The organism is Serratia sp. NA_112.1, assembly GCF_052691715.1.
In genome coordinates, this window is sequence record NZ_JBQZFO010000013.1 from 45,974 (window position 1) to 63,643 (window position 17,670).

General features: G+C 54.4%; 16 protein-coding genes and 2 pseudogenes. 10 read left to right on the plus strand and 8 right to left on the minus strand.

Translation table 11 applies throughout. The features are described 5' to 3' along the window. Nucleotides 1–103 precede the first annotated feature (103 nt). Genes yidC through rpmH form a run of 4 tightly spaced genes read right to left on the minus strand, consistent with a single transcriptional unit; the run spans nt 104 to nt 2,483 of the window. A complete protein-coding gene (gene yidC, locus ACUTQ5_RS19695) occupies nt 104–1,741 on the minus strand; it encodes a membrane protein insertase YidC (RefSeq protein WP_445652615.1) in 1,638 nt (545 codons plus the stop codon). A gap of 2 nt (nt 1,742–1,743) precedes the next feature. After that, nucleotides 1,744–2,001 carry a membrane protein insertion efficiency factor YidD gene (yidD, locus tag ACUTQ5_RS19700; RefSeq protein WP_012004505.1) on the minus strand — a complete coding sequence of 86 codons (258 nt, stop codon included), beginning with the start codon at nt 1,999–2,001 and terminating at the stop codon, nt 1,744–1,746. Continuing rightward, nucleotides 1,965–2,324, minus strand: coding sequence for a ribonuclease P protein component (rnpA, locus tag ACUTQ5_RS19705; RefSeq protein WP_025123954.1), 360 nt, complete (start codon nt 2,322–2,324; stop codon nt 1,965–1,967). Before rnpA ends, yidD begins: the two co-directional genes overlap by 37 nt. An 18-nt stretch (nt 2,325–2,342) precedes the next feature. Further along, nucleotides 2,343–2,483 (minus strand): 50S ribosomal protein L34, encoded by a 141-nt coding sequence (gene rpmH, locus ACUTQ5_RS19710; protein ID WP_000831330.1) that lies wholly within the window; start codon nt 2,481–2,483, stop codon nt 2,343–2,345. 682 nt (nt 2,484–3,165) lie between these two features. Here rpmH and dnaA point away from each other — a divergent pair. The 5 genes from dnaA to yidA all read left to right on the plus strand — a co-directional run bounded on the left by dnaA (nt 3,166) and on the right by yidA (nt 10,279). Further along, nucleotides 3,166–4,557: a chromosomal replication initiator protein DnaA gene (gene dnaA / locus ACUTQ5_RS19715; RefSeq protein ID WP_445652616.1), complete on the plus strand. Its 1,392-nt coding sequence runs from the start codon at nt 3,166–3,168 to the stop codon at nt 4,555–4,557. Nucleotides 4,558–4,561: 4 nt separating this feature from the next. Next, a complete protein-coding gene (gene dnaN / locus ACUTQ5_RS19720) occupies nt 4,562–5,662 on the plus strand; it encodes a DNA polymerase III subunit beta (RefSeq protein ID WP_445652617.1) in 1,101 nt (366 codons plus the stop codon). 161 nt (nt 5,663–5,823) lie between these two features. Then, complete coding sequence (gene recF / locus ACUTQ5_RS19725) at nt 5,824–6,909, plus strand: DNA replication/repair protein RecF (protein ID WP_445652618.1); 1,086 nt, start codon at nt 5,824–5,826, stop codon at nt 6,907–6,909. A gap of 18 nt (nt 6,910–6,927) precedes the next feature. Further along, nucleotides 6,928–9,342: a DNA topoisomerase (ATP-hydrolyzing) subunit B gene (gyrB, locus tag ACUTQ5_RS19730; RefSeq protein ID WP_445652619.1), complete on the plus strand. Its 2,415-nt coding sequence runs from the start codon at nt 6,928–6,930 to the stop codon at nt 9,340–9,342. Nucleotides 9,343–9,463: 121 nt separating this feature from the next. After that, nucleotides 9,464–10,279: a sugar-phosphatase gene (yidA, locus tag ACUTQ5_RS19735; protein ID WP_445652620.1), complete on the plus strand. Its 816-nt coding sequence runs from the start codon at nt 9,464–9,466 to the stop codon at nt 10,277–10,279. A 156-nt stretch (nt 10,280–10,435) separates the two neighbouring features. Here yidA and ACUTQ5_RS19740 read toward each other — a convergent pair. From ACUTQ5_RS19740 to ACUTQ5_RS19750, 3 genes and pseudogenes are all read right to left on the minus strand, one after another. After that, a pseudogene (locus ACUTQ5_RS19740) lies at nt 10,436–10,546 on the minus strand (ornithine cyclodeaminase family protein); the annotation flags it as partial. Next, nucleotides 10,533–11,501 (minus strand): threonine/serine dehydratase, encoded by a 969-nt coding sequence (locus tag ACUTQ5_RS19745; RefSeq protein ID WP_445652621.1) that lies wholly within the window; start codon nt 11,499–11,501, stop codon nt 10,533–10,535. The gene ACUTQ5_RS19745 and the pseudogene ACUTQ5_RS19740, both read right to left, overlap by 14 nt. Beyond that, nucleotides 11,498–12,103, minus strand: coding sequence for a helix-turn-helix transcriptional regulator (locus tag ACUTQ5_RS19750; RefSeq protein WP_135314577.1), 606 nt, complete (start codon nt 12,101–12,103; stop codon nt 11,498–11,500). Before ACUTQ5_RS19750 ends, ACUTQ5_RS19745 begins: the two co-directional genes overlap by 4 nt. A 438-nt stretch (nt 12,104–12,541) precedes the next feature. On the opposite strand from ACUTQ5_RS19750, the pseudogene ACUTQ5_RS19755 reads away from it, so the two are divergent. Continuing rightward, nucleotides 12,542–12,652, plus strand: a pseudogene (locus ACUTQ5_RS19755) (hypothetical protein); the annotation flags it as partial. Between the two features lie 46 nt (nt 12,653–12,698). Then, on the plus strand, nt 12,699–13,979 hold the full coding sequence (locus ACUTQ5_RS19760; protein WP_445652622.1) for a DUF3748 domain-containing protein: 1,281 nt from the start codon (nt 12,699–12,701) through the stop codon (nt 13,977–13,979). Between the two features lie 34 nt (nt 13,980–14,013). Here ACUTQ5_RS19760 and ACUTQ5_RS19765 read toward each other — a convergent pair whose 3' ends face one another. Beyond that, a complete protein-coding gene (locus ACUTQ5_RS19765) occupies nt 14,014–14,358 on the minus strand; it encodes a YceK/YidQ family lipoprotein (protein ID WP_445652623.1) in 345 nt (114 codons plus the stop codon). Nucleotides 14,359–14,662: 304 nt separating this feature from the next. Here ACUTQ5_RS19765 and ibpA point away from each other — a divergent pair, with 304 nt between their 5' ends. From ibpA to ACUTQ5_RS19780, 3 genes are all read left to right on the plus strand, one after another. Continuing rightward, the gene (gene ibpA, locus ACUTQ5_RS19770; protein WP_445652624.1) at nt 14,663–15,076 is read left to right on the plus strand and encodes a small heat shock chaperone IbpA; all 414 of its coding nucleotides are present in this window, start codon (nt 14,663–14,665) and stop codon (nt 15,074–15,076) included. Between the two features lie 310 nt (nt 15,077–15,386). Further along, entirely contained in the window at nt 15,387–15,815 is a 429-nt protein-coding gene (gene ibpB / locus ACUTQ5_RS19775; protein ID WP_135314580.1) for a small heat shock chaperone IbpB, read from the plus strand. Nucleotides 15,816–15,982: 167 nt separating this feature from the next. Next, nucleotides 15,983–17,641, plus strand: coding sequence for a putative transporter (locus tag ACUTQ5_RS19780; protein ID WP_445652625.1), 1,659 nt, complete (start codon nt 15,983–15,985; stop codon nt 17,639–17,641). Nucleotides 17,642–17,670 lie beyond the last annotated feature (29 nt).

Genomic DNA, 17,670 nt, shown 5'->3' on the forward strand with positions numbered 1-17,670 from the left:
GTGATTCTCTTCTCTGACAATTCAATATGCAAAAAGGCGGTCTAATGACCGCCTCCTATTCTATCGCAGCAAGGGTTCAGCGCGCCGAACCCTTACAATACGCTTAGGTCTTTTTCTTGTCGCGGCTGTGTAAACCACGTTTTTCCAGGCCGCGGTAAATCAACTGCTGCTGGAGGATGGTCACCAGGTTACTGACGATGTAGTACAGCACCAGACCGGACGGGAACCACAGGAAGAACACTGTGAAGATCACCGGCATGAAGGTCATGATTTTCTGCTGCATCGGATCAGTCACGGTGGTCGGCGACATCTTCTGAATGAAGAACATCGTCACGCCCATCAGGATTGGCAAGATGTAGTACGGGTCTTGCGCCGACAGGTCGTGGATCCACAGAGCGAACGGCGCATGGCGCAGCTCAACTGAGCCCATCAACATGTAGTACAGCGCCAGGAAGATTGGCATCTGGATAACCAGCGGCAGACAACCCCCCAACGGATTCACTTTCTCAGACTTGTACAGCGCCATCATTTCCTGGCTCATGCGCTGTTTGTCATCACCGATACGCTCACGCATCGCCTGCAGTTTTGGCTGCAGCATGCGCATTTTCGCCATTGAGGTGTACTGCGCTTTGGTCAGCGGGTACATGATGCCGCGCACGATGAAGGTGATGATGATAATTGAGAAGCCCCAGTTACCGATAAAGCCGTGGATGAACTTCAGCAGTTTGAACAGCGGCTGGGAGATGAACCACAACCAACCGTAATCCACGGTCAGGTCCAGGTGCGGCGCCAGTTGGGCCATCTGATCCTGCAGCTCCGGGCCAACCCACAGGGTGGCGTTCAGTTGCTGCTGCGCACCAGGCTGCACCACTACCGGAGTAGATTTGAAGCCGATGGTAGACAGGTTGTCGCCTGGCTTGGCGGTATAGAAGGTATTGCTACCCTGAGTTGCCGGCACCCACGCGGTGGCGAAGTATTGTTGCAGCATTGCAACCCAACCGCCCTGGGTGGTCACGCTCAGGTTCTCGTCCTTATCGAACGCATACTTCTGATATTTGTCTTCGCTGGAAGAGTACGCCGCGCCACGGAAGGTGTGCAGGGCAAAGTTGTTGCTGCCGGTATCACGGTGCTTAGGCAGCTCGGTGGTCTGCTTCAGTTGGCCGAACAGGGTCAGTTCCAGCGGAGTGGTGCTTTTGTTGTCGATGTTGTAGTCAACGGCAACCGCGTAATGATTACGCTTGAGCACGAAAGTCTTGGTGTAGATTGCGCCGTCTTTACCGGTAAAGGTCAGCGGGATGCGCAACTCTTCCTGGCCTTCCGGCAGGGTGTAGCTGTCCTGCGCCGCCTGGAACAGAGGACGTTCGCCGTTTGCCGGGTTATCCGGACCGTTTCTGCCGGTCAGGCCGCTTTGCGCCTGATAAACAAATGCCGGTGTGGTTTCCAGCAGCTGGAATGGCGTCGATGAACCCAGAGTGTCCGGGTAGGCCAACAGTTTAGCCTGCTCGATATCACCACCACGGGTGTTGATGGTCAGCGACAGCACGTCAGTGTTTACGGTAATCAGTTTACCTTGGCCACTGGCTGGAACTGCTGAGCTTGCGGCATCACCGGTAGCAGGGTTCGAAGTCTGTTGCGTGGTCTGCGCGACTGGTTGCGGAGCGTTGTCCGTTTGCCAGGCTTGCCAGATCATGAAAGACACGAACAGCAGAGCGATGAGGAGAAGATTGCGTTGCGAATCCATCGTTAGTGTTCTCTGTTATCGTCGGGTTTCGGCGGCACGGGATCATCGCCACCTGGGTTCAAGGGGTGGCATTTTAATACGCGTTTCAATGCTAACCAACTGCCTTTTATCATGCCAAACCTGCTTAATGCCTCAATTGCGTAATGAGAGCATGTCGGCTGGAAGCGACAACGAGGCCCAAGCAGCGGACTGATGACGAGCTGGTAAGCCCGCACCAGCCCGATCAGGATGCGGGAGCCTGGCGACAGTGGCGACGCCATAATTTTTCCAAAGCTTCCGTCAGTGCACGGTTATCCAAATCCGCTATCCCTTTTTTGGCCACCACGACAAAATCCATCGCCGGTAATTCGTGCTGAAGTAAACGGAAGCTTTCGCGGGTTAGGCGTTTGATCCGGTTGCGTTCATGCGCGCGTTTGACGTGTTTTTTGGCGACGGTAAGACCGATGCGGGGATGCCCCAGCTGGTTCAGGCGGCCGAGGATGGTGATTTGCGGCGTGCCAGCCCGTTGTGGCTGCTGGAAGACGAAAGTGAAGTGAGTGGGAGTTAACAAACGTAACTCCCTGGGAAAAGCGAGCTTAACCACTCAGCGGGTTAGCTTTTATTACTTAGAAACAGTCAGACGAGCACGGCCTTTCGCACGACGGCGGGCCAGAACTTGACGACCATTTTTGGTGGCCATACGAGCACGGAAGCCGTGGCTACGGTTACGCTTCAATACGGACGGTTGGAAAGTGCGTTTCATGGCGATTTCTACCTAAACTTAAAATAATTACTGATCAGTAAACGCGTTTGGCTATTCGGCGTGAAGACCACCGACGCCTCAATCGCAATATATAAAGAGGCGGGATTGTAATAATTGTACAGTCCTGAGTCAATTCACATTGCGCTAGCCTACCTGGTTGTCTGCCAATTTGGAGTAAAATCCGGTATTGGCCCGTGGTCACCGCAGAATCCTGTCCGGTTAATGACACACCATTAAGGAACCAGGTACACACGTAGGGCGAAGATTATACGGACTCGGGGGTAAATCGCAAGGATCCCGATGCGATCCTTGGGGGTAAAGCCAAGGATCCGGCGTGGATAACAGGGTATAACCGGTTGACAATGTAAAAAATACCTTTCCGCAGACGGGTTTTTGCCTGCAATTGAGCGAGGCTGGCGAAAAGATCGCCGCAGGCCGGGGCCTGTGGATAAAATGGATCTAATCTGTGATGAAGAGGAGGATCTCTTGCGCGGATTGCGCTATGATCCGTCATTCCGATCGCGATCTCTCAAGCGGGGATCGTGAGGGACATAAACCGTGAAAGGCGGTTCGCATCCCCCACAGGCAAACAGCCGATGCCGGGTATGTGTCAAAAATCATGAGTTATAAAAAATTAGCCTGATTCTTTTCTTTTATTGATCTTGTTCGAGTGGAGTCCGCCGTGTCACTTTCGCTTTGGCAGCAGTGTCTTGCCCGATTGCAGGATGAGTTACCTGCCACAGAATTTAGTATGTGGATACGCCCATTGCAGGCGGAACTGAGTGACAACACCCTGGCGCTTTATGCGCCCAATCGTTTTGTGCTGGATTGGGTTCGCGATAAGTACTTAAACAATATCAATGGCCTGTTGAATGATTTCTGCGGTACGGATGCCCCATTGTTGCGTTTTGAAGTGGGCAGTAAACCTCTCTCCCAAATCATCAGCCAGACCGTCGCTGCCAGCGTCAGTGCACCCAGCGCGCCCATAGTGCGTGTTGCCGCGCCTTCCCGCCCAAGCTGGGACAACGCAGCGCCGCAACCTGAACTTTCTTACCGCTCCAACGTTAATCCAAAGCACACCTTTGATAACTTTGTTGAGGGTAAATCCAACCAGTTGGCGCGCGCGGCGGCCCGTCAGGTGGCCGATAACCCGGGTGGTGCCTATAACCCGCTGTTCCTTTATGGCGGCACCGGTCTGGGTAAAACTCACCTGTTGCACGCGGTGGGTAACGGCATCATGGCACGCAAGGCCAACGCCAAAGTGGTCTATATGCACTCTGAACGCTTTGTGCAGGACATGGTCAAAGCCTTGCAGAACAATGCCATTGAAGAATTTAAGCGTTATTACCGTTCGGTCGATGCGTTGCTGATCGATGACATCCAATTTTTTGCCAACAAAGAGCGTTCGCAGGAAGAGTTCTTCCATACCTTTAACGCCCTGTTGGAAGGCAATCAGCAGATTATCCTGACCTCAGACCGTTATCCGAAAGAGATTAACGGCGTGGAAGATCGTCTGAAATCCCGCTTCGGTTGGGGACTGACGGTTGCGATCGAACCGCCGGAGCTGGAAACCCGCGTAGCGATCCTGATGAAAAAGGCCGACGAGAATAATATCCGTCTGCCAGGTGAAGTGGCGTTCTTTATCGCCAAGCGCCTGCGTTCCAACGTGCGTGAGCTCGAAGGGGCGTTGAACCGCGTGATCGCCAACGCAAACTTTACCGGCCGTGCCATTACCATTGATTTCGTGCGTGAAGCGCTGCGCGATCTGCTGGCACTGCAGGAAAAGCTGGTCACCATCGATAATATTCAAAAGACGGTGGCAGAATACTATAAAATTAAAATCGCTGATTTGTTGTCCAAGCGGCGCTCGCGTTCCGTTGCCCGTCCCCGCCAAATGGCGATGGCGCTGGCAAAAGAGCTCACCAACCACAGCCTGCCAGAAATCGGCGATGCGTTTGGTGGCCGCGACCATACCACGGTGTTGCACGCCTGCCGGAAGATCGAGCAGTTGCGTGAGGAAAGTCACGACATCAAAGAAGATTTCTCCAATTTAATCAGAACATTATCTTCCTAGCGCTATGAAATTTATCGTTGAACGTGAGCATCTGCTAAAACCACTGCAACAGGTGAGCAGCCCGCTGGGCGGCCGCCCAACGCTGCCAATTCTGGGTAACCTGCTGTTGCAGGTGACGGAAGGCAGCCTGCTGTTGACTGGCACCGATCTGGAGATGGAGATGGTGGCACGCGTTGCCCTGTCCCAACCTCATGAGGTGGGCGCGACTACCGTCCCCGCGCGTAAATTATTTGATATCTGCCGTGGCTTGCCCGAAGGAGCCGAGATCACTGTGACGCTGGAAGGCGAGCGTATGCTGGTGCGTTCCGGCCGCAGTCGCTTCTCTCTTTCTACGTTGCCGGCGGTGGATTTCCCGAACCTGGACGACTGGCAGAGTGAAGTTGAATTTTCTCTGCCGCAGGCGACCCTGAAGCGCCTGATCGAAGCCACGCAGTTCTCGATGGCTCATCAGGACGTGCGCTACTACTTAAACGGCATGCTGTTCGAAACCGAAGGTGAAGAACTGCGTACCGTGGCGACTGATGGTCACCGCCTGGCGGTGTGCTCAATGCCGATCGGTCAGCAATTGCCATCGCATTCGGTGATCGTGCCGCGTAAAGGGGTGATGGAGCTGGTGCGTCTGCTGGACGGTGGCGATACGCTGCTGCAGCTGCAGATCGGCAGTAACAACATTCGCGCCCACGTCGGTGACTTTATCTTCACCTCCAAGCTGGTTGATGGCCGTTTCCCTGACTATCGTCGCGTATTGCCGAAGAACCCGGACAAAACGCTGGAAGCCGGTTGCGATCTGCTCAAGCAGGCGTTTGCTCGTGCGGCCATTTTGTCGAACGAGAAGTTCCGTGGCGTGCGCCTGTATGTCAGTCAAAACCAACTCAAGATCACCGCCAACAACCCTGAACAGGAAGAGGCGGAAGAGATCCTCGATGTCAGCTACGACGGCACCGAGATGGAAATTGGTTTCAACGTCAGCTACGTGCTGGACGTATTGAACGCGCTCAAGTGTGAAGATGTGCGCCTGCTGCTGACCGACTCGGTTTCCAGCGTGCAGATCGAAGACGGTGCCAGTAAGTCTGCGGCCTATGTCGTCATGCCAATGCGGTTGTGATCGATATCCGGGCTATCTTGCTTGCCATTTTACGCTTGGGCAGTGCTCGCAATCCTCACGTACTCTGTGTACGCTCCGGTTGCTGTGCGCTGTCCGCACGTAAACTGCCAGCGCCGATAACGCCCTCACATTGAGCGTAATTTCCCGGTGATGGAATTGGCATGGCATTAACGCGTTTACTGATTAAAGATTTCCGCAATATTGAAGCGGCGGATTTGGCTCTGGCGCCGGGATTCAACTTCCTGGTGGGTGCCAATGGCAGCGGAAAGACCAGCGTGCTTGAGGCGGTGTATACCCTTGGGCACGGGCGGGCGTTTCGCAGCCTGCAGGCTGGGCGGGTGATCCGCCACGACAAGCCTGAGTTTATTTTGCACGGCCGTATTGACGGTGCAGAGCGTGAAATATCCGTAGGATTAAGCAAGAGCCGTCAGGGGGACAGCAAGGTGCGTATCGATGGCAGCGACGGCCACAAAGTGGCTGAACTGGCGCAGCTATTGCCGATGCAACTGATTACCCCCGAAGGTTTTACCCTGCTAAACGGTGGGCCGAAATTCCGGCGTGCCTTCCTGGACTGGGGCTGTTTTCATAACGAACCCGGTTTTTTCACCGCCTGGAGCAACCTGAAACGGTTACTGAAGCAGCGCAATGCCGCGCTGCGCCAGGTCAGTCGCTATGCGCAGATCCGCGCCTGGGATCAGGAATTGATCCCGTTGGCCGAGCGTATCAGCGAGTGGCGGGCAGCATACAGCGACGCGATTGCCGCGGATATTACCGCGACGTGCGCGCAGTTTTTGCCCGAATTTGCCCTGAGTTTCTCTTTCCAGCGTGGCTGGGACAAAGAGAGCGACTACGGAGAGCTGCTGGAGCGCCAGTTTGAGCGTGACAGAGCGTTAACCTATACCGCGGTGGGGCCGCATAAAGCGGACTTTCGCATTCGTGCCGACGGCACGCCGGTAGAGGATTTGTTATCGCGCGGTCAGTTGAAGTTGCTGATGTGCGCGTTGCGCTTAGCGCAGGGTGAGTTTCTCACCCGGCAGAGCGGGCGGCGTTGCCTGTATCTGATTGATGATTTTGCCTCCGAGCTGGACACCGGCCGTCGCCGGTTGCTGGCCGATCGCCTGAAAGCCACCCAGGCCCAGGTCTTTGTCAGTGCCGTAAGTGCTGAACAAGTGACCGATATGGCCGGTGAAAAGGGCAAGATGTTCCGCGTGGAACAAGGTAAAATAGAGGTTCAACCACAGGACTAAAATGAGCGAGAAACGTTGATGTCGAATTCTTATGACTCCTCAAGTATCAAGGTATTAAAAGGGCTGGACGCGGTGCGTAAGCGCCCGGGCATGTATATCGGCGACACCGATGATGGCACCGGTCTGCACCACATGGTATTCGAGGTTGTGGACAACGCTATCGACGAAGCACTCGCTGGCCACTGTAGTGACATCCAGGTGACCATCCATGCCGACAACTCCGTTTCGGTACAGGATGACGGTCGTGGTATCCCGACCGGTATTCACGAAGAGGAAGGGGTTTCTGCGGCGCAGGTGATCATGACCGTGCTGCATGCCGGCGGCAAATTTGATGACAACTCCTACAAGGTTTCCGGCGGTCTGCACGGCGTGGGCGTTTCTGTCGTTAACGCCCTGTCCGAGAAGCTGGAACTGGTTATCCGTCGTGAAGGCAAGGTGCACGAACAAACCTACGCCATGGGCGAACCACAGGCGCCGCTGAAAGTGGTCGGTGAAACCGATCAGACCGGTACCACGGTGCGTTTCTGGCCGAGCTATGAAACCTTCACCAACAATACCGAATTTGAGTACGACATTCTGGCCAAGCGCCTGCGCGAACTCTCATTCCTGAACTCTGGCGTGTCTATCCGCCTGAAAGACAAACGCACGGACAAAGAAGACCACTTCCACTACGAAGGCGGTATCAAGGCGTTTGTTGAGTACCTGAACAAAAACAAAACCCCGATTCATCCAAACGTGTTCTATTTCTCAACCGTGAAAGACGATATCGGTGTAGAAGTGGCGCTGCAGTGGAACGACGGTTTCCAGGAAAATATCTATTGCTTCACCAACAACATCCCACAGCGTGATGGGGGTACCCATCTGGTCGGTTTCCGTACCGCGATGACCCGTACCCTGAACAGCTACATGGATAAAGAAGGCTACAGCAAAAAAGCCAAAATCAGTGCCACCGGTGACGATGCGCGCGAAGGTTTGATTGCCGTGGTTTCGGTGAAAGTTCCGGATCCCAAGTTCTCTTCTCAGACCAAAGACAAGCTGGTTTCTTCCGAGGTAAAAACCGCGGTTGAGACACTGATGAACGAAAAGCTGGTCGATTATCTGATGGAAAACCCGGGCGATGCGAAAATTGTCGTCGGTAAAATCATCGATGCGGCTCGTGCCCGTGAAGCGGCGCGTAAAGCGCGTGAAATGACCCGTCGTAAAGGCGCATTGGATTTGGCTGGCCTGCCGGGCAAACTGGCAGATTGCCAGGAACGCGATCCGGCGCTGTCCGAACTGTACCTGGTGGAAGGGGACTCAGCGGGCGGCTCTGCCAAGCAGGGGCGTAACCGTAAGAACCAGGCAATCTTGCCGTTGAAAGGTAAAATCCTTAACGTTGAGAAAGCACGCTTCGACAAGATGCTGTCTTCGCAGGAAGTGGCGACGCTGATCACCGCGCTGGGCTGCGGCATTGGCCGCGATGAGTACAACCCGGACAAACTGCGTTACCACAACATCATCATCATGACCGATGCCGACGTCGATGGTTCGCACATCCGTACGCTGCTGTTGACCTTCTTCTACCGTCAGATGCCGGAAATCATCGAGCGCGGCCACGTTTTCATTGCTCAGCCGCCGCTGTACAAGGTGAAAAAAGGCAAGCAGGAACAGTACATCAAAGATGACGAAGCGATGGATCAGTACCAAATCGCCATCGCGATGGACGGCGCAACCCTGCACACCAACGGAGCCGCCCCAGCACTTGCCGGTGAGCCATTGGAAAAACTGGTTGCGGAGCACTACAGTGTGCAGAAGCTGATCGGTCGTATGGAGCGCCGCTACCCGCGTGCACTGCTGAACAACCTGATCTACCAGCCAACTTTGGCAGAGGGCGATCTGAGCGATCAGACCAAGGTTAAGACCTGGATTGATTCACTGGTGAAATTGCTGAACGACAAAGAACAGCACGGCAGCAGCTATGACTCGGTTCTCTTTGAGAACCGTGAGCGCCAGATGTTTGAGCCGGTACTGCGCATCCGTACCCACGGTGTGGATACCGACTACGCGCTGGACTTCGATTTCATCCACGGCGGCGAATACCGCAAAATCTGCGTGCTGGGTGAGAAACTGCGCGGCCTGATCGAAGAAGATGCCTTCATCGAACGTGGTGAGCGTCGTCAGCCGATTGAAAGCTTCGAGCAGGCATTGGAGTGGCTGGTGAAAGAGTCACGCCGTGGGCTGGCAGTACAGCGTTATAAAGGTCTGGGTGAAATGAACCCAGAGCAGCTGTGGGAAACCACCATGGATCCGGAAAGTCGTCGCATGCTGCGCGTGACCGTGAAGGACGCCATTGCTGCTGATCAACTGTTCACCACCCTGATGGGTGATGCAGTTGAGCCTCGCCGGGCCTTTATCGAAGAAAATGCCCTGAAAGCGGCAAATATCGATATCTAACGCATTGATGGCCATGAAAATCCGCGCCGGGTGACTTGCGCGGATTTTTTTACGCCTTTTTGGCGCTGACAGCGTGGGCTGAAACGCGTTAGCATGGGAAAAACCACTGGGAGAAGCTCGAATGGCTATTGAACTGATCGCGATTGATATGGATGGCACGTTGCTTAATCCGCAGCACCAGATAACGCCTGCGGTGAAGCAGGCGATTACCGAGGCGCGCCGCAAAGGGGTGCATGTGGTGCTGGCAACCGGGCGGCCCTATGTCGGCGTGCAGGACTATCTGCGACAGTTGGATATTCAGGGGCCCGGTGATTTCTGTATTACCTATAACGGCGCACTGGTTTTACAGGCGGCAGACGGTGCCTGTACCCTGCAGGAAACGCTGGGTTTTGAGGATTATCTCTATTTCGAGCAGATGGCCCGCGAACTGGGCGTCCATTACCAGGCATTTGATTTTGACACTTTGTACACCCCGAACAAGGATATCGGCAAATACACCGTGCATGAGTCGGAGATGACCGGTATTCCGCTGAAGTACCGCAGCGTGGAAGAAATGGATCGTCAGATTCGTTTCCCGAAAGTGATGATGATAGACGAGCCGGAACTTTTGGATCGCGCTATTGCGCGCATTCCTCCTGAGACTCGGGAGCGTTACACCATCATGAAAAGCGCGCCTTATTACCTGGAAATTCTGCACAAAAACGTCGATAAAGGTGCCGGAGTCAGAATGCTGGCAGAACACCTCGGTATTGCGCAGGAAAATGTGATGGCGTTGGGCGATCAGGCCAATGACACGGCGATGATCGAGTATGCCGGTGTTGGCGTGGCGATGGGTAATGCTATCCCGGAACTGAAAGCGGTAGCGCAGTTTGTTACCAGCACCAATACTGAAGACGGTGTAGCCCGCGCGATCGAGAAGTTTGTGCTGAATGCCTGACAGTGATTCGATTTACAGGGGCGCAGTCGCGCCCTAAAAACATTCTATATCCAAGCCAAAATACCCTTCACAATCTGTACGTCCTGAATCGCCAGCCCGGTCAGATCGGCCGCCAGCTCCTGCTTGCCCTGGGCGTCAGCGACGACGGCGGTGATGTGGGTACTGCACCTGCTGTTGGGAATAGGCAATAAATCCCTGTTTTAGTAACAATGTGACGGCATCTGCATCGAAAGCTTCAAGGATCTGCCGTTTATTAATGATTTTCATCGGCGATTGCCTTGAGGTATTTCTCCAGCACAATGTTTTTCCCGCACAGTACCACCGCCACTTTTTTGCCCTGGAATTCCGGTGCCAGTTTGATGGCAGCGGCCAAGGCCACTCCGGCAGCACCTTCAATAATCCAGCGATCGCTGGTGGCAATCTGGCGCATGGCCTGTTTGATTTCCGCTTCACTGACCAATACTTTGCGGTTAATCACCTGCTGACACAGTGGGAAGGTGATCGCTCCAGGCTCAACGCCGCCAGCGGTACCATCTGACAGCGTGTCCTGTTCTTCCACCGGATAGATATGGCCCGCCTGCAGTGCGCTATACATGCTGGTGGCATTTTCCGGCCAGCAGGCAATCAGTTGGGTTTTCGGCGACAATTGCTGCAAAACGGTACCAATTCCTGAAATATAACCACCGCCACCCACGGCAACAAACACCGCATCCAAATCTGCTTGCTGCTCTACCAACTCCATGCCGCAGGTGCCCTGACCGGCAATCACCTGTGGGTCGTTATAGGGCGAGATATAGACTTTGCCTTGCTCAGTGGCTGCCTTTTCTCCCGCCTGCTCAGCATTCAGTGCGTCGCCCGGTATCAGTTCCACTTTGCCACCCAGCGCACGGATGGTCTCGAGTTTGATCGCTGCCGCCGTTTCCGGGGCATACACCGTCACGCTGACACCCATCAGTTTGCCTGCCAGCGCGACGGCCTGGCCGTGGTTCCCGGTCGAGGCGGCGATCACTCCATGGCTGCGCTGTTGCTCATTCAGCAACCGCAGTTTGTTGCTGGCACCACGAAATTTGAAAGAGCCAGTATGCTGCAGATGGTCGCATTTCAGATATAGCTCGCAACCCAACTGCTGTGACAGCAATACGCTGTGTTCCAGCGGGGTCACGCGAACCTGCGGGCGCAAATGCTGATGGGCGGAAACAATCGCGTCAAATAGCTGACTCATACAGACTCCTTTATATTTTTCAAATAGTTGTAAACGGTAGCACGGCCGATACCAAGGATCTTGGCGACATAGCCGGCGGCGTTTTTTCCTTTGAAAGCCCCCTGGTGATAGAGCGCCTCCACCATTGCCCGCTTGCCCGCACCGTTAAGGGTACCGAGCGTTTGTTGACGTTGTTGCAACCATTGGTGAATGAAGGTGTTGATGCGTTCCTGCCAGTCATCCTGGAACAGCACGTCCGGCTGTGGTTGCAGGGCATTGCCACCCAGGAAGACTTCCAGCGCGGCTTTGGCGCTTTCCAGCACGGTGATATCAAGATTGATGCACAACAGGCCAATGGGGGCACCGTTATCGTCGCGCAATACCGCACTGATAGAACGCAGTTGGCTGCCATCCCAATTGCGCTTCAGATAGGGGCCGATCACCTGCAAGCCTTGATCGCCCTGTAACTCGCTCAGGTTGGAGTCTTCGCCCAGCTCACGTTGCGAGCGGTTATTGCTGATGTAAACCAGCTTCTGGCTGGCGAGATCATGAAGTGCCACTTCGGCGTAAGGGGCAAACAACAGCGTAATGGCATCGGCGATGGCGTGGTAACGACTCAGCATGGTGATCTTTTATTTGGATTTAAAAATCCAATTTAGAATTAATTTTCCAAAATGTAAATCGTGATGTTCTTCTGGCTGATGTTTTTTTGTTATCCATCTTGTATTACAAGATCCGATTTCGTATCTACAATGATCAACGACCTATTAAATAATCCATTAGCTAGATTTTAATACTCAATAGCGAACCAGGTCGGTTAACCAGATGAAAACACCACTGCTGCATGATTTTTCGGGAACAGATTGTGCAGAAATGAATATATTTCTCAGGGGGATGAATCATGGATACCAGTATCGACTCCACGACAATCAAAAAATGAACCGGCGTATTATTCCATTTATTAAGCTGCTTTATCTTCTTGCATAATAGACAGATCTAATATTTCCATTGTCGCGTTGCCGATGAATGCCGATGAATGCCGATGAATGCCGATTTGGCGCTTAGCGCAGGATTATGGTTTTGCACCCTCACTGATTTATATCGCCGTTGTGGCGTTACTCGGCGGGTTGTCGTATCTGCTGTTGGTGGGTGATGTGAAACGCGTCGGCTGATCCGGTAAGATGGCGGCTCAGTGCCAGCATGAGCAGGGGAGCCGCCATGAGCCATCGGGAAAAACAGCTGACTTTTGATCCACGTGGGCATCAGCTAACTAATATTAACGTCTGGACGCCGGACAGCCAGTGGCTGGCTTACGACGTACGCCCGAGCGGCGCTTCTTTCACCGGCCTGAGCATTGAACGGGTGAACGTCGACAGCGGCGTGGTAGAAGTGGTTTACCGTGCCCAGCACGGTGCTCACGTGGGCGTGGTGACTGTCAGCCCGGACGCGCCGGCCCGATATGCTTTTATTCACGGCCCCGAGCACCCTGATAGCGTTTGGCATTACGATTTTCACCATCGCCGTGGGGTAATTGTCAGCGAACCGGATCGCGAACTTGCCATTACCCTCGATGCGATGGATATCACCGCGCCCTATACCCCCGGTGCACTGCGTGGCGGCACTCACGTGCATGTGTTTAGTCCGGACGGCAGCCGCCTGAGCTTTACTTATAATGACCATGTGATGCATGAACTGGACCCGGCGCTGGATCTGCGCAACGTGGGGGTAGCCGTGCCATTACAGGGCGTGAATCCTCCCAAGCAGCATCCGCGTGAATATGACGGCAGCCATTACTGCGTGTTAGTCAGCGAGACCACGCCACACCCGCAGCCGGGCAGTGACCAAATTAATCGCGCCTACGAAGAGGGCTGGGTTGGCCTGGGCGGTTATACCCGGCCTGATGGGCGGCAACAGCGCTGGGCGCTGGCGTTTATCGGCGATACCATTTCCAGCAGCGGTGAAAAGCTGCCTGAGGTGTTTATCGTTGATCTGCCGCAGGATGATGCCGATTACGCCAAAGCCGGTGCCCGGCCGTTGCAAGGCACCGCCACTCATTTACCTGCCCCCCCGCTGGGGGTATGCCAACGTCGGCTGACCTTTACCGGCCAGCGACGTTTCCCCGGTGTGGCGACCACTCCCCGCCACTGGCTGCGCAGCTCACCCGACGGCAGTATGATTGCCTGCCTGATGAAGGATGACGCGGGTGTGGTACAGCTGTGGGTGGTCTCACCCAACGGCGGAGACCCGCGTCAGGTCACTCATGGTGAACAGGGTATTCAATCGGCGTTCAGTTGGCATCCGCAGGGCGGTCGTATCGCGCTGGTGTGTGATAACAGCTTGATGTTATGTGAGGTAGCCAGCGGACGGATGCAGCGCCTGACGCAGCGAACGGCGTTACCGCCTTCGGGGGACGCTATTGTGTTCTCACCTGACGGTAGCAAGGTGGCGTTTATGCGAGAGGTCGGTGGATTCAGCCAGATTTTTGTGGCCGAGGTGTGAGCAACGGCGGGCGAACAGCCCGCATCAGAGTCGCTTAATGTGGGGCTGCAGTGGCGGCATGGGCAGGGTCACCGCTGGCGACCAGATTCTGCTCTTCGCCTCGCAAGATGCGTGCTCTCGGCGAGTCTGCGGTGCCGTCACTGCCGGAACGCATATAGTCGTAAGGTAGTAACACCGTGTCCATCACCGCCGAGAATGACAGATCCAGCGTCACCAGTGGGATCATCGCCCAACTGGTATTGTCGTCCCTCAGCACGTCCATGCTGGCACGGGTACCCGGATAGTAGCCCTGATTCGGGCCGGTGTGACTCATTACGCTGGAGCAGCCGTTGGTTGCTAACAGCATGCAACTGGTTGCTATGACTCTTATCGTTTTCATTATTCCATCCTGCAGGGTGCTGTTCTCCAAAATCTGCTGATCTCTAACATCTTGTGGATGTTTTAAAAGGAGCAAGCGCCCGCTCTGTGGCGGCCGTCTCAGTTTATTGTAAGGGATAAAAAAACTTTCGCTGCACTGATTATCATTTTTTTTATCATCGTCGCTTGAAATGGTGAAAGCCACCCCCATTTTCTTATCAGAAGCAAATTAAGAATTCGCCGTAAGGGAATTCTGATTATTTAGCCTGTCCATGATGGAAGGCCTAATTATTAAACCTCGCTGAAGTGCCTTAGGAGGCTGTTTTATGCGTAATTTCGATCTTTCTCCACTCTACCGTTCTGCTATTGGTTTTGACCGTTTGTTTAATGCGTTGGAGGCAGGCCAGAGCCAGGGTAATGGCGGCTACCCCCCTTATAACGTTGAGCTGGTGGATGAAAATCATTACCGCATCGCCATCGCGGTGGCAGGGTTTGCCGAGCAAGAACTCGAGATCACGACTCAGGATAACCTGTTGATTGTACGTGGTGCTCATAATCATGAACCTGCGGAAAGAACCTATTTATATCAAGGTATTGCTGAGCGAAACTTTGAACGTAAATTCCAGTTGGCCGAACATATCCAAATTAAAGGTGCCAAGTTGGAAAACGGCCTGTTGTATATCGATATGGAACGTATCGTGCCGGAAACATTAAAACCGCGCCGGATAGAAATTAAATAATTCTTATTTCATCGGCGGAATGAACCGCCGGTGCGATGAATGTTAGTTAACTTGTCTGCCGTCAGGGGGCACAGCTTAATTTACCCTATGAATTTCAAGTTACAGTTAGGCGACCAGCTCATTTAGCCCACGGAGCTTACTTTAGTAAGTGACTGGGATGACAAATCTGCCGGGAGCAGATTTGAACGCTGCCCGCAGCGGCCCCGAAGGGGTGTGGCTCATGGATGGGCCACATAGCCGAGTGCAGGTAACAACACTGTAGCTTGAAAGGCGACGGGTAAAGTCTCGCTTCATAGAAGGAGTTTATACTATGCGTAATTACGACTTATCCCCACTACTGCGTCAGTGGATCGGCTTTGACAAATTGGCCAGTTCAATGGGCGGCCAGGAGCCGCAAGGGTTCCCGCCATACAACATCGAGAAAAGCGACGATAACCACTACCGCATTTCTCTGGCGCTGGCCGGCTTCAAACAAAGCGAACTGGATATCGAAGTCGAAGGCCCACGCCTGACCGTGCGCGGTAAGCCGACACCGTCGGAAAAACAGGTGGAATATCTGCATCAGGGACTGGTGTGCAAAGAGTTCACACTGACCTTCACGCTGGCTGAGCATTTGCAGGTTTCCGAGGCCCAGTTTGAAAATGGCCTGCTGCATATCGATCTGGTTCGTCAAGTGCCGGAAGCCCTGCAGCCGCAGCGGATCGCCATTGGCACTACGCCAGGGCTGGAAGCTAAATAACAGACTGAGAAACAGTTAAATTTTCAGGGGGAAGTCCTAACGGGCTTCCCCCTTTGCTTTCTGTGGCACAAGCCACAGTCACCCTTTCCCGCCTGTGCCAAAATCCCTGTTAATTGTGTGACTTTAACCGCAAACCGGTTGTTAAACTTCTGGCAAGGATGTGAGCTATGAGCGAAATCGCCCTGACCGTCAGTATGTTGGCGTTGGTGGCCGTTCTCGGGTTGTGGATGGGTAACTGGAAAATCTATGGGGTAGGGCTGGGCATCGGCGGGGTGCTGTTCGGTGGCATTATCGTTGGGCATTTCGCCCAGAGCTGGCAGCTTAATCTTAATGGCGACATGCTGCACTTCATTCAGGAGTTTGGCCTGATCCTGTTTGTCTACACCATTGGCATTCAGGTCGGCCCGGGTTTCTTCTCTTCCTTGCGGGTATCGGGGCTGAGGCTCAACGGCTTTGCCATTTTACTGGTGCTGGTCGGTGGGCTGGTCGCGGCGGTAGTTCACAAGCTGTTTGCCGTGCCGTTGCCAATCATTCTCGGCGTGTTCTCCGGGGCGGTCACCAATACTCCTGCGCTCGGTGCTGGGCAGCAAATCCTGACCGATTTGGGTTCAGATCCGGCACTGGTCGATCGCATGGGTATGGGGTACGCCATGGCCTATCCGTTTGGCATCTGCGGCATTTTATTGGTGATGTGGCTGATACGCCTGTTTTTCCGCATTAATATCGAGCAAGAGGCGCAGGCGTTTGAAGGCAGCCTGGGCAACCAGCGTGAACTGCTGCACACCATGAACGTGGCGGTGCGTAACCCGAATCTGCAGGGAATGGCTATCAAAAATGTTCCGCTGCTGAACGGTGAGGACATCATCTGTTCTCGCCTGAAACGCGGCGATTTTCTGATGGTGCCGGCCCCGCTGGAGAGGCTGGAACTGGGCGATTACCTGCATCTGGTGGGCAAGCGCGAAAGCCTGGAAAATGCCCGGCTGGTGATTGGCGAAGAGGTCGACGTCTCGTTGTCAACGCGCGGTACAGAGCTGCAGGTGGTGAGAGCGGTGGTGACCAATGAGAAGGTGTTGGGCAGCAAAATCCGCGATCTGAACCTGAAGCAAAAATACGACGTGGTGATCTCGCGCCTCAACCGTGCCGGGGTCGAACTGGTGGCCGGCAGCAATGTGACCCTGCAATTTGGTGATATCCTCAATTTGGTGGGGCGGCCCGAATCTATCGAGGCGGTGGTGGCGATTGTCGGCAACGCCCAGCAGAAGCTCCAGCAGGTGCAAATGCTGCCGGTGTTTATCGGTATCGGCCTGGGCGTGTTGTTGGGATCCATCCCTCTGTTTATACCGGGCTTCCCGGCGGCATTGCGTCTGGGGCTGGCTGGTGGTCCACTGGTGGCGGCGCTGATCCTTGGGCGTATCGGCAGCATCGGCAAGCTGTACTGGTTTATGCCGCCCAGTGCCAATCTGGCGTTGCGTGAGTTGGGGATTGTGCTGTTTCTGGCGGTGGTCGGGCTGAAGTCGGGCGGCAACTTTGTCGATACGCTGATTAATGGTGAAGGGCTGGCATGGATTGGCTACGGTGCGCTGATTACCGCGATCCCTCTGTTTAGCGTGGGCGTACTGGCGCGCACGGTGGGCAAGATGAACTACCTGACGCTGTCTGGCATGCTGGCAGGGTCAATGACCGATCCGCCGGCGTTGGCCTTCGCTAATGGCTTGCACCCGACCAGCGGCGCTGCCGCGCTGTCTTACGCTACGGTTTATCCTTTGGCGATGTTCCTGCGCATCATGTCGCCGCAGTTGCTGGCGGTATTGTTCTGGGCGATGTAAAAAACTGGGCGATGTAACACGACGGGGCG